The organism is Bacillus sp. NPDC094077, assembly GCF_050279465.1.
In the GTDB taxonomy this organism is placed as follows: domain Bacteria; phylum Bacillota; class Bacilli; order Bacillales; family Bacillaceae_G; genus Bacillus_A.
Genome location: NZ_JBNNUF010000012.1, coordinates 102851 through 115121, shown reverse-complemented (window position 1 = coordinate 115121; position 12271 = coordinate 102851). Strand labels below are relative to the sequence as shown.

General features: G+C 34.0%; 13 protein-coding genes. 4 read left to right on the top strand and 9 right to left on the bottom strand.

Translation table 11 applies throughout. The features are described from left to right. Nucleotides 1-233 precede the first annotated feature (233 nt). On the top strand, nt 234-1208 hold the full coding sequence (locus tag ACQKNR_RS23310) for an MBL fold metallo-hydrolase (RefSeq protein WP_427321028.1): 975 nt from the start codon (nt 234-236) through the stop codon (nt 1206-1208). 182 nt (nt 1209-1390) lie between these two features. Here the strand turns inward: ACQKNR_RS23310 and ACQKNR_RS23305 are convergent, their stop codons facing one another. From ACQKNR_RS23305 to ACQKNR_RS23290, 4 genes are all read right to left on the bottom strand, one after another. After that, nucleotides 1391-2233, bottom strand: coding sequence for a DegV family protein (locus tag ACQKNR_RS23305; RefSeq protein ID WP_427321026.1), 843 nt, complete (start codon nt 2231-2233; stop codon nt 1391-1393). A gap of 153 nt (nt 2234-2386) precedes the next feature. Further along, nucleotides 2387-2638, bottom strand: coding sequence for a DUF2535 family protein (locus ACQKNR_RS23300; protein WP_427321062.1), 252 nt, complete (start codon nt 2636-2638; stop codon nt 2387-2389). A gap of 344 nt (nt 2639-2982) precedes the next feature. Beyond that, entirely contained in the window at nt 2983-3720 is a 738-nt protein-coding gene (gene tatC / locus ACQKNR_RS23295) for a twin-arginine translocase subunit TatC (RefSeq protein WP_427321024.1), read from the bottom strand. Between the two features lie 53 nt (nt 3721-3773). Then, nucleotides 3774-3950 (bottom strand): twin-arginine translocase TatA/TatE family subunit, encoded by a 177-nt coding sequence (locus ACQKNR_RS23290; RefSeq protein ID WP_193410847.1) that lies wholly within the window; start codon nt 3948-3950, stop codon nt 3774-3776. Between the two features lie 213 nt (nt 3951-4163). Between ACQKNR_RS23290 and trhA the strand changes: the two genes are divergently transcribed. Beyond that, the gene (trhA, locus tag ACQKNR_RS23285; protein ID WP_427321022.1) at nt 4164-4820 is read left to right on the top strand and encodes a PAQR family membrane homeostasis protein TrhA; all 657 of its coding nucleotides are present in this window, start codon (nt 4164-4166) and stop codon (nt 4818-4820) included. A gap of 41 nt (nt 4821-4861) precedes the next feature. On the opposite strand, the gene ACQKNR_RS23280 is transcribed toward trhA, so the two are convergent. The 5 genes from ACQKNR_RS23280 to ACQKNR_RS23260 all read right to left on the bottom strand — a co-directional run bounded on the left by ACQKNR_RS23280 (nt 4862) and on the right by ACQKNR_RS23260 (nt 10175). After that, a complete protein-coding gene (locus ACQKNR_RS23280) occupies nt 4862-5581 on the bottom strand; it encodes a lysophospholipid acyltransferase family protein (RefSeq protein WP_427321020.1) in 720 nt (239 codons plus the stop codon). A 111-nt stretch (nt 5582-5692) separates the two neighbouring features. Beyond that, complete coding sequence (locus ACQKNR_RS23275; protein WP_427321018.1) at nt 5693-6328, bottom strand: FMN-dependent NADH-azoreductase; 636 nt, start codon at nt 6326-6328, stop codon at nt 5693-5695. 239 nt (nt 6329-6567) lie between these two features. Beyond that, nucleotides 6568-8553, bottom strand: a complete 1986-nt coding sequence (gene pbpC / locus ACQKNR_RS23270) for a penicillin-binding protein 3 (RefSeq protein WP_427321016.1) — start codon at nt 8551-8553, stop codon at nt 6568-6570. Nucleotides 8554-8710: 157 nt separating this feature from the next. Then, entirely contained in the window at nt 8711-9199 is a 489-nt protein-coding gene (locus tag ACQKNR_RS23265; RefSeq protein WP_427321014.1) for a dihydrofolate reductase, read from the bottom strand. A 19-nt stretch (nt 9200-9218) separates the two neighbouring features. After that, complete coding sequence (locus ACQKNR_RS23260) at nt 9219-10175, bottom strand: thymidylate synthase (RefSeq protein ID WP_427321012.1); 957 nt, start codon at nt 10173-10175, stop codon at nt 9219-9221. 198 nt (nt 10176-10373) lie between these two features. On the opposite strand from ACQKNR_RS23260, the gene ACQKNR_RS23255 reads away from it, so the two are divergent. Further along, nucleotides 10374-11831, top strand: a complete 1458-nt coding sequence (locus ACQKNR_RS23255) for a serine hydrolase (protein WP_427321010.1) — start codon at nt 10374-10376, stop codon at nt 11829-11831. Nucleotides 11832-12028: 197 nt separating this feature from the next. Further along, on the top strand, nt 12029-12190 hold the full coding sequence (locus tag ACQKNR_RS23250) for a hypothetical protein (protein WP_427321008.1): 162 nt from the start codon (nt 12029-12031) through the stop codon (nt 12188-12190). Nucleotides 12191-12271: the final 81 nt, after the last annotated feature.

Below are 12271 nucleotides of genomic sequence, written 5' to 3'. Positions count from 1 at the left end.
GTACGAATTTACGTATGTTCCTTCTTTATTTCAAGCGAATTACTAGACAAAGTATATTTTTTTACTATTATTTCTCTAAATAGTATTTGCAAAACTAATTTCATTGTTAATTTTGTAAATACCTCCCCCTATTTTTTAACAATTCCTTAAACATTAATCCATGTTATACACTGTATTCCTTAACAACATTTCGGTACAATACAAATACAACGATTTTAAACGAGGTGATGTTCATGACAAAGCGTTATGAAAATATGGATAATGTTAGTACGAAAAAATCAATTCGTTCTTTTTTACGATGGCGTAAAGAACGAAAGCAGAATAAAAAAGACTTTTCTTTCCTAGTAGAACAATCACCTGTTAAACAAAGTTCATTTTTGCAAAGTAATGTTGAAAAAACGACAATCACATGGATTGGGCATTCCACTTTTCTTATCCAAACGAATGGACTTAATATATTAACTGATCCAGTATGGGCTAATAAATTAAAATTGGTCCCAAGGCTTACTGACCCTGGTTTTACAATACAAGAACTACCTAAAATTGATATAGTCCTTATTTCACACGGTCATTATGATCATTTGGATTTTTCAACCCTTCGCCAGCTAAATGATGATGTTCTATACTTTGTACCTATTGGGCTAAAAAAATTATTTACTCGTAAAAAATTCACCCATGTAGAAGAATATTGTTGGTGGGAAAACACAACAATTCATGACGTTTCCTTTCACTTCGTACCCGCTCAACACTGGACGAGAAGATCATTATTTGATATGAATACATCTCACTGGGGTGGCTGGATTATTAATAACGACAATATGGATGAAACCATTTATTTTTGCGGAGACAGTGGCTATTTTAACGGTTTCAAAGAAATTGGCCAACGCTTTTCAATTGATATTGCTCTTATGCCAATTGGCGCTTATGAACCGGAATGGTTTATGAAAGTATCTCACGTTTCACCAGAAGAGGCAGTTCAAGCATATTTAGATTTAAACGCTACACATTTTATCCCAATGCATTACGGTGCTTTTGCACTCGCTGATGAAACACCTCGAGAGGCAGTAACGAGACTTCGAAATAATTGGAATTTACGAATGTTACCGTGGGAACAACTGCATGTACTCTTTTTAGGCCAAACTTTTACTTATAATAATGCAACAAATGAAAAACAAGTCAATGAAAAAATTGAAACTCTACAAGTTTAATGTAACTACTTATTTGATCTATCCATCATATAATATAGAAAACCATAAAGGGTGTTTTCTATGAATAAATATTTACAGACTCGCTATATCATTAGCGGGAGTGCCTGTATAGCCCTTCTCATTTCTTACTTTCTATTCACATAAAAAAGCTACTTGAAAATATATTTCAAGTAGCTTTTTTATTACTCTGCTAAATACATAAATCCGATTGCTCCTGGACCTGTATGAGTACTAATAATTGGCGTAGTGTAGAAAATTTCTGATTGAGCAAATCCACTCACTTTTTCAACCGCTTCTTTTACACTTTCAGCTAAAGGAATTGCTTTCGCATGCGGAATGGCAACAGCTTTTACAACTTTTCCAGTTGTATCTTGCTCAAATAACTTAGCTAATGTTTTTACAATTTGCCCTTGACTACGTACTTTCGTTACAGGGTTATAAACACCATCATCAAGGCTTGCAATTGGTTTTATATTAAGTAGCGAACCGATAAATGCTTTTCCTTTACCAATACGTCCGCCCTTCACCAAGTTTTCTAATGTATCTACCACTACATATAAACGAGTATTCTTTCTCACTTCATCAATACGTTTTAAAGTATCTTCTAATGAGCGTCCTTCATTTGCCATTTTTGCAGCTTCTATTACTTGGTATGCTAAAGCATGTGTAATAAATTGAGAATCAACAACTGTTACTTTTGTATCAGTCATCGCTGCGGCGCTATTTGCAGTTGCAACAGTACCACTCATTCCACCTGTCATATGGATGGAAAGTACCTCACTTCCATCTTCGCCTAACTTATCATACATTTCTACAAATGTACCCATGGCTGGTTGTGATGTTTTTGGTAATTCTTCTGATTTAATCATTTCTTCAATAAATTCATCTGGTTGTAAATCAACGCGATCTAAGTATGTTTGTCCATTCACAGAAATAGATAATGGTAAAACATGTATACCATATTTCTCAATCACTTCTTGTGATAAATCTGCAGTTGAATCTGTTACAATTTTAATTTTTTGCATACTATACTTCTTCCCTTTCCAATACGCTCTCCTTGTTATTATACTAGTATTCCCATCGCTTTCAACAATTTGAAACGAAATTTCATCAAATTAATTATATTTTCATATCTAAAATAAAAAAGACAGAGCTCTTAACCCTGTCCGTACTCTGTATTATGCATTTTTTTCAAGGGTATTTGTTTTATATACATTTATATAATCATTCCACTTCAAACAATTTTGTAAATATTCACGGAAAGAATACGAAAATCTTGGTTGCTTTTGTTTTTGAATTTTCGCAATAAATAATTGAAGACGAGACTGAATTAGAAACGATAATGGATGCTGCGCCTGTAGGACAGGGATTTCAAATATTTTAATACACTTCCCTGTTGCATGAGTGAAATAAAAACTTTTCGTAATCACAATATCAATCCTCTTTTTCATTGGATTTTTGAACTCCACCACTTTACGATTTACCACTTTGAGTAAAGTGAAAGTTTTCTACGAATACAAAAGTAGCTTTAAGTAACTTCTCTTCCCTAAGGTGAGTATATGCAAGATTCATTACTCCCGATTTAATCCGAGCACTGTCCTATACATTCCTTTGAAATGTTAATATTATTGCCCTTATATAGCTTGATAGCCTTAGTATAAACTTATAAAAGTGCAAAGTTTGTCTAAATTTTGGAGATTCTATAATTTTTTTCTTCTTTATATTGTATACGATAAAAGCGTTTGTATAACAAATAATTTAAAAAGTGCCCTTATTACGAGGCACTTTTCGAATTATTTTCTTCTTTTTTTTGTTTGCGTTTACTCACAATTTTGGATATAGCAATACTAATTTCATAAATACAAATAAGCGGTACCGCAACTAAACTATGAGATAAAAAATCAGGCGGTGATATGCACGATGCAATAATAATCAATGCTACGTAAGCATATCGTCTTATTTTTATTAGAAATTCTGCCGTCAGTATTCCGATACTCGTTAAAAACATTACAACAATAGGTAATTCAAAAATCACTGCAAATGGTACTGTTAAATTAAGTACAAAATGAAAATATTTCTCTGTCGTAAACATCGTATTAAACATTTCATTACCTATCGTAGTTAAAAAATGAAATAGAAACGGCATTACAATGAAATATCCAAAGCATAAGCCTGCAATAAATAATATAGACAATACTGGTATATACATTACTGTCGTCTTTTGTTCATTTGGATGTAAACCTGGTTTTACAAATAGCCAAGTTTGTATAGCAGCAAAAGGAATTGTACAAACGATAGCAAATACTGTAGCAATCGAGAAAAAAATCCACAGTACATCACTCGGACCGAGAACAGTTAATTTCATTGGCAAATCTTTTACAAGCCAAAAATAAATATCCTTCGTAAAAGTAAATCCAATAATTAAAAATAATACAAAGGATAACACTGTATATATTACTCGTTTACGAAGCTCAACAATATGTTCTACTACACTCATTTCCCGATCTTCCATCTCGTTCACCACACTTTATTTATCCATTCCAAGGAAAACTCCGCATATTTTGTTTACTTCTTTTCCTTCTCTTGAAATGCGTCATCAGTCAATTCTTTCGTTGATTTTTTAAATTCTTTTAACGTTTCCCCTAAAGCCTTTCCGATCTCAGGTAATTTCTTTGGTCCAAATAAAATCAGTACGGCTACTAAAATTAAAATTAATCCTGGAAAGCCAATATTTGAAAACATTTCCCCATCCCCTTTATTAGTAGATTCCTTGTCCTACTATTGCATAATTTCATTTTGTCAAAAAAGTTTGAAAACGTCAACAAATCCATTGCCTTTTGTCAAAAAAATTCAAAAATATAATCAATTATACAAATTTCATTTTCTATTGTCCTTGTGTATGATATGGTAAGGGAAACGACATATTATTTTATGATAGTAGAAAGGATTTGCATTATGACTGAAAAAATGACACGAATGACACATTTTGTGAAAGAAGAAATTGCAAATGCAATTACACATGGTATCGGTGCCATTTTAAGCATCCCTGCCTTAATTATATTAATTATTCATGCATCTAAGCATGGCACCGCATCTGCTGTAGTTGCATTTACGGTTTATGGTGTAAGCATGTTCTTACTGTACTTGTTTTCAACGTTGCTACATAGCATTCACCATCCTAAAGTAGAAAAATTATTTACTATTTTAGATCACTCGGCCATTTATTTATTGATCGCTGGCACATATACTCCTTTTCTACTTATTACACTTCGTGGACCATTAGGCTGGACGTTACTCGCTATTATATGGACACTTGCCATTGGTGGTATTGTCTTCAAAATTTTCTTTGTACGTCGCTTTATAAAAGCATCGACATTATGTTATATCATTATGGGATGGCTCATAATCGTTGCCATTAAACCACTTTATGAAAATCTAACTGGACATGGTTTTTCTCTACTGTTAGCAGGCGGCATTTTATATTCGGTTGGGGCAATCTTTTTCCTTTGGGAAAAGCTACCTTTCAACCATGCCATTTGGCATCTCTTCGTTTTAGGTGGTAGTACGATGATGTTTCTCTGCGTACTCTTTTATGTCTTACCTGTAGCATAACAAAAAAGGTTTCAGCTTGATGTAAGCTGAAACCTTTTTTATTACTTATGTAATTGTGATGCGATAACATCCTGTGTATGTTTCGTTAATTCTTTAATATCCATATTTGCATACTCTTCAGGTGTAATCGGCTTAGAAATTGTAACTGTTGCATGAGCTGGTTTCATTCGATTTCCATTTGCTTCAAACATGTTATATGTTCCATCTAACGTTACAGGTAAGATTGCTACACCAGATTTTACTGCAAGATGAAAACTTCCAGCTTTAAATTCTCCAATTTCGCCACCTTTACTTCTCGTCCCTTCTGGGAAAATGACGATAGAATGTCCATTCTTTAATAGTTCAATTCCATCTTTAATCGCTTGAAGAGATTGACGACGATCACTACGATTCATAAATACACAGTTCATAAGTTCCATCCAAGTTGGTACAACTGGAAACTTCTTAATCTCTGCCTTTGAAACGAATCCAATTGGTTTATTTAAGTAACCTAGTAAAACAGGGATATCCATATTACTTTGATGATTACTTACAACGAGTACCGGCTTGTCTTTCGGAACATTTTCAAGCCCTTTTACTTCTACTGTCGACCCAGCTACACGTACCATTTTCTTACCAAACCAATTTGTCGTTTTATACACAGCATTATCTTTTTCTTGCGGTGACATCGTACTTACTTGTTTTTTAAGACGCCACATTCTCGGTGTAATCGCAATTACGATTAAAATTAAATAAAAGATTTTAAAAAACGTTTGAATCATACAGAACCCCCACCTATTATCATTCCGAACTTCATTATACTAGACAAACGAAGGAAAAAGAAGAAAAAATGTCCAAACAACAAGTGTTTGGACATTTTTAAGTATTCTATATTAGAAACGTTTTGCTAATTCACGTGCATTAGCAATTGCTGCTTCTTTAATTTCTTGTGCTTTATCAGGGTTTGCATTCATTCCCTCAACTGCAATATATTCAGTATCATTTACACCGATGAATCCTAATACTGTTTTCAAGTGATTGCGACCGAAGTCCACAGCTGCATATGCTCCTTCAGAATAAACGCCACCTGTAGCTTGAATGTGAAGTGCTTTTTTGCCTTCTAATAAGCCAACTGGGCCATTTTCAGTATATTTGAATGTTTTACCTGCGATTGCTACGTTATCTAAGTATGCTTTCACTACTGGTGGATAACTAAAGTTCCACATTGGAGTTACGAATACATAACGATCTGCATGCATAAATGTCTCTAGGTTTGTGTTCATTGCTGCAACTTTTTGTTGTTGAACTTCAGTTAAAGTTTCAAAACCTTCACCTGCTGCAAATTTACCCCAAGCAGCAAATACATCTGCATCGATTGCTGGTACAGTTGTGTTAAATAAATCAATTGTTACAACTTCGTCTTGTGGATGTTCATTTTTATATGCTTCGATGAAAGCTTCCCCTACTGCCATACCGAAAGAACCTTCTGCTGAATTTGGATTTGCTGTAATAAATAGTACTTTTGTCATTGTATTCTCTCCCTTTTACATTTTATCTTTAATTTGAGATTTATTTTTCGGAAGTAAATAACTTACCTTATGTAAGTATAATACAAAAAGTTATACGTTATGTCAATAAAAAATAGCTACTTTTTTTTCGTAAGTTAATGATTTATTTCGCTTCTTTATAATCCAGTATACAAATATCAAGAACTCTTAATACAAAAAGGCTATCTCTATAAATTATAGAGATAGCCTTTCATTACATATTATTTTTGAAAAATGTGTTTTACTTTTTCAGCAGGAATATTACTTCCGCCTCTACCTTTTACATCTTCAATCATCATTGTAATAACCATATCCGGCGCATTTAAATCAAATGCAGCAAACCAGCCTAGCTCTTTTCCTTCTGCCTCTTTTGATACTTTTAATTCCGCTGTCCCTGTTTTTCCAGCTAGCGTCATACCATCAATTTTAGCAATTTTCCCTGTACCATCTGGATCATTAATTACTTTCGTTAAAGCTGTTTTTAATATATCTTGATTTCCTTTAGAAATCACATTCTCTTTCCATGCTTTTGGTTGTTTATCTGTTTTAATGATATACGGTGACGGAATCGCTCCATCATTTACAATTGGCGCATATGTTAAAGCTAGATGAAGAGGAGTCATTAAGACTTGTCCTTGTCCATATCCTGTATCTGCCATTTGAATATCATTTTTAATACCGTCATTTGCGATTTTAGAAGCAGGGAATCCATATTCAATTGGTAGTTTCTCATCAAATCCGAATTTTTTCGCTTCACTCATAAATTTGTCTTTTCCGATTTTCAAAGCTTCTTGTGCGAAATAAATATTATCCGAGTATTTCATTGCCTTATCAAAATCAATCGGATTTGCATCTTTCACACGTGTTACATAATAATTACCCCAGGAAGAATCTTTAGTCCATTGTAATCCTTCAATTTTCAATTCTTCTTTTGGATCAATCGTTTTCGTTTCCAGACCGATTGCACCTGTAATTGGCTTAAATACAGAACCTGGTACCGATAATTGTGTAAATCGATTCGTCATTGGTTTTTTTGGATCATTATTCCAAGCTTCGCGTTGTGCTTTCGATGTCCCTCGCGCAATTAAATTAGGATCATATGCTGGACTACTTACAAGAGCAATTGTTTCTCCACTTTTCGGATTAATTGCCGCACTTGAACCAGCTTCTCCCTTCATTTCATTATAAGTTTTTTCTTGAACAGCACTATCGATCGTTAAAGTTACATTTTCTCCATCAACAGCATCTGTTTTTGCTAAATTTTTAATTTCTTTTCCTTGTGCATCTTCTACAAAGACACGGCCACCTTTTTTACCGCGTAGCTTTTCTTCTAATACTTGCTCTAATCCGGCCTTACCAACTGGATCATCGGCTTGATAGCCTTTCTTTTGAAGCGTTTTTAAATCTTCAGCATTTACCTTTCCAATATAACCAGTTAGATGTGCTGCCGCTTCTCCTAACGGATATGTACGAACATTTACAGGTTTTGTTGAAACGCCTGGTAAATCGATGTACGTATTTTGAGTTGCCCCTTCAGGCAATATTCCAATTGGTACAAGATAGTTTGGTTTTACCCATTTTGCAGCTAGTTTTTGATCAATCTCTTCTACAGACATATTTAACAACTTCGCTACTGTTTCTTTCGTTTGCGGAGCAGTATCGCCTAGTTTTTCTGGAACGATTCCAATTTCAGAAGCTTTCCCATTCATCGCAAGACCTTTTCCATTTCGATCGTAAATTTCACCACGTTTTGGTTGGGTTGTTTGCATACGCACTTTACTATCTTTTGTCATGCCTGGGAATATAAAATCAGGAGTCCAATCTATTTTCCAAGATTCTTTATCTCCATCTTTTTCTTTCACCATTTTTGCTTCATGTCCAAAAGTGATTTTACCACCAACTGTTTCCATACTTACTTTAAAAGGAACGGGGCCTTCATCTTTTTTATCTTCTTTTACTTCCCCTGTTTCTACCTTTAAGTCTTTCACTTCGATACCAGAATAAATCTTTTCATATTTCTCAGTAAACTCTTTCTTAGAAATATCTTTTTTTGCATTTTCTGATAATTGATCATACATATCTGCAAATTTTTGTTTATTCCACGCTTTTGCATATGTATCAAACGCTTCTTGTGGTTTTTCTTCTTTACCGCATCCGACTAACATGAATGTTAAGCAAAGAAAAAGAATCCCCCATATCTTTCTCAATCGATTCTCCTCCTCTTTCTATATTAATACTTTTGAAAATTTTAGCATTTCTTACATGCTACCTTACATTATAACACTATCGAATATCATCTATAAACTTACATTTATAAATACAAATAAAAAAGATTGATGCGAATATTCACATCAATCTTTTTTATTATTGTTGCTTCTCATATATATGGTAATAATACGTATACGGATTTTTTTCATCCGTTAAGCCTTTTTCCACAAAAATTTCTTTCCAATTTGTCATATCCATTTCTGGGAAGAATGTATCTCCTTCAAATGCGTGGTGGATTTTTGTTATATATAACTTGTCTACATAAGGTAAAAAGAGATCATAAATTTGCGCTCCACCAAAAACAAAAATCTCTTCTTCGTTTTTACATAGCTCAAACACTTCTTCCACAGTATGAGCAACTTCACAACCTTCTACATGGTAATCACCGTTACGCGTTACGATAATATTACGTCTTCCTGGGAGTGGTCTACCGATTGCTTCATAGTTCTTTCGTCCCATAATAAGCGGGTGACCCATCGTTGTTTTCTTCACGTACTGTAATTCACTCGGTAAATGCCAAGGTAAGTTATTATCTTTACCAATTACTCTATTTTCGTCCATTGCGACCATAAATGAAACAATCATCTTTTCATCTCCTCTACAATTACACTGCAACCGGTGCTTTAATTGCTGGGTGTGGATCATATCCTTCAATCGTTAAATCTTCCATTTCAAAATCAAACACAGATTTCACATCCGGATTTAATGTAAGTTTCGGGAATGGACGTGGTTCACGTGCCAATTGCTTTTCTACTTGTTCAAAATGATTTGTATAAATATGTGCATCACCAATTGTATGAACAAATTCTCCTACTTCAAGACCACATTCATGTGCAATTAAATGCGTTAGCAGTGAGTAGCTTGCAATGTTAAATGGTATTCCAAGGAAAATGTCTCCACTTCTTTGATATAACTGACAAGAAAGCTTTCCATCTGCTACATAAAACTGGAATAGCGTATGACAAGGCGGTAACGCCATACTTGGTACATCTTCAGGATTCCAAGCAGAAACAATTAAACGACGTGAATCTGGCGTTTTCTTAATCATTTCAATTACATCTTTTAGCTGATCTAGTGTTTCACCAGCGGTCGTTTTCCAAGCACGCCATTGCTTTCCGTATACGTCTCCTAAGTAGCCGTATTTCTTCGAGAATTCATCGTCTTCTAAAACATTCTTTTTAAACAATTCCATTTGCTCATCGTATTGCTCTTTAAATTCCTCATCTTGTTGTGAGCGAAGGCCGAAATCTGTCATATCAGGGCCAGTATACTCGTCACTTTCTACCCAGCTTTTAAATGCCCATTCATTCCAAATGTTATTGTTATGCTGCAATAAATAGCGAATGTTTGTATCACCTTTCATAAACCAAAGCAGTTCACTTGCTACAAGGCGAAATGGTACTCTCTTTGTCGTTAATAAAGGAAACCCTTTACTAAGATCAAAACGCATTTGATACCCAAATACAGATACAGTACCTGTTCCCGTACGATCTTCTTTCTTTGTACCGTGCTCCATTACATGACGGCATAAATTTAAGTATTCATATTCAGCATGTTTCATATGTAGGAAAACCTTCTTTCAATCTTGTATGAAATTTATCATAACATGAAAAACAGTAAATTTAATAATCTTGATAAATAAAAATTATTTCAGTAATTCTTACAAAATTATTAACTTTCCATATTTAAAAAGGTTTTCATTTTCTATTACCGAAAGTATAGTGCGGTAGGACAAAATTTATATTTGGAGGTTAGAAGTATGTCTAAAATTGAAACTCCTGTTATGACTTCTTTACAAACAACGGTTGAAAAAATGATGAAAGATTTAAAAGTTCCTGGTGCTGCTGTAGCTGTTATAAAAGACGGTGAAGTTATTATTTCAGAAGGTTTCGGCTATCGTAATATCGAGACAAAAGAGCCTGTTACACCGAGTACTCGGTTCGCAATCGGTTCCTCAACGAAAGCTTTTGGCACACTTTCATTAAGCTTGTTAGCACAGCAAAAAAAGTTTAATTGGGATACTCCTGTCCAGTCATATATACCTAACTTCTCTTTATCTGAATTACTTGCTAGCTCACAAGTTACAGGACGAGATTTAGCTTCTCATCGTACTGGGGTAAGTCGTCATGAGGCCCTTTGGTACAGCTCTTCCTTATCTCGAAAAGATCTCGTTGAAAAAATAAAACATTTATCACTTGATGCACCGTTCCGAACAGCATTTCTATATAACAACTTAATGTATGCGACAATTAGCTACATTGTTGAAAACATTACAAATCAAACGTGGGAGCAATACACTACAGAACATATTTTAGAACCTTTAAATATGAGTCATACAAACTTCTCTGTTACAGGCTCACAAAATACAGATGATTATGCTTTACCTTATATTGAAAATGACGGTGAAATAAAAGAAGTTCCATTCCGTAACATCGATACAGTTGGCGCTGCTGGATGTATTAATTCTACAATTGAAGATATGGCAAATTGGGTACTTCTTCACTTAAACCAAGGTAAGTTTGGAGATCACGAATTAATCTCCTCTGAATTATTACAACAAATGTATACACCACACAATCCAATTCCAGATCAACCATTTTTATCATTGCCTGAATCTCCATTAAATAGTTACGGCCTTGGTTGGTTTATTAGTGCTTATCGTGGTTATAAAATGATTCATCATGGCGGTAATATCGATGGATTTTCAGCGCTCGTCTCATTTATGCCGAAAGAGAGTATAGGCCTTGTTATATTAACGAATGCTGGAGGTACATTACTTCCTATTTATCTTGCCAACCAAATTTACGACGAGCTTATCGGATTAGAAACAATTGATTGGCATAAGCGCGCTGTAGAAGATAATAAAAAAATAAAAGAGATGATGAAAGAAACAACTGAATCTCTTCCTGAGCAAATAAAAGGGACTACACCTTCTCACAAGTTAGAAGACTACTCTGGTACTTTTGAACATCCTGCTTATGGAACACTACAAGTATATAAACGTGATGAGTCGCTTTATGTACAATTTATGGAGATGGATATTCAATTACAGCATCATCACTACGACATTTTCTCCGCACAAGTTGACTTATTCCAAACGAAAATGGGTCTATTATTTGCTTATGAAATGAATGTGAGTGGTGAATTCCCATCCCTTCAGTTACATGTGCCGGCAACGCTAAGTACTCAGCCACTGACATTTAAGAAAATGAAATAAAGATTTTAATAGAGAGTTTTTCTAGTTTAGACACATAATTCACATAAAAAGTCGAGTTCCTTATACTAAGAAACTCGACTTTTTTTATCCATATAACTATATAGTTTAAATTTACCTTAATTCTTATTAAAGTTTCTTAACATCCAAATTAATAGTTATATAATATAATTAACCATTTATTAGGAGTGTTACACACAATGAATTACATAATCATTCTCTTATATATTAGTTTTGGTATAGGCGCGGTAACTACATTAATTAAAGAATTTCGAAAACCCGAGAAAAAATATTCTATTATTGTATTCGAATTTTTAATCCTTTTAGCAGTTACAATCGTCTTATATAAAATGGTAATCTAAATTACATCATGCATATAACTAAAAAGCTGTGGCAGTTAGGGTTCCCTAACTGCCTTTCTCCCAAAAGTAACTAATCTATCC

Bases quoted from the DNA above. Each gene is read 5' to 3' on its own strand.
- ACQKNR_RS23310 (WP_427321028.1), top strand. From the start codon at position 234: ATGACAAAGCGTTATGAAAATATGGATAATGTTAGTACGAAAAAATCA.
- ACQKNR_RS23250 (WP_427321008.1), top strand. From the start codon at position 12,029: ATGAATTACATAATCATTCTCTTATATATTAGTTTTGGTATAGGCGCG.
- ACQKNR_RS23280 (WP_427321020.1), bottom strand. From the start codon at position 5,581: ATGATTCAAACGTTTTTTAAAATCTTTTATTTAATTTTAATCGTAATT.
- trhA (WP_427321022.1), top strand. From the start codon at position 4,164: ATGACTGAAAAAATGACACGAATGACACATTTTGTGAAAGAAGAAATT.
- ACQKNR_RS23305 (WP_427321026.1), bottom strand. From the start codon at position 2,233: ATGCAAAAAATTAAAATTGTAACAGATTCAACTGCAGATTTATCACAA.
- tatC (WP_427321024.1), bottom strand. From the start codon at position 3,720: ATGGAAGATCGGGAAATGAGTGTAGTAGAACATATTGTTGAGCTTCGT.
- ACQKNR_RS23265 (WP_427321014.1), bottom strand. From the start codon at position 9,199: ATGATTGTTTCATTTATGGTCGCAATGGACGAAAATAGAGTAATTGGT.
- ACQKNR_RS23290 (WP_193410847.1), bottom strand. From the start codon at position 3,950: ATGTTTTCAAATATTGGCTTTCCAGGATTAATTTTAATTTTAGTAGCC.
- ACQKNR_RS23260 (WP_427321012.1), bottom strand. From the start codon at position 10,175: ATGAAACATGCTGAATATGAATACTTAAATTTATGCCGTCATGTAATG.
- ACQKNR_RS23255 (WP_427321010.1), top strand. From the start codon at position 10,374: ATGTCTAAAATTGAAACTCCTGTTATGACTTCTTTACAAACAACGGTT.
- ACQKNR_RS23275 (WP_427321018.1), bottom strand. From the start codon at position 6,328: ATGACAAAAGTACTATTTATTACAGCAAATCCAAATTCAGCAGAAGGT.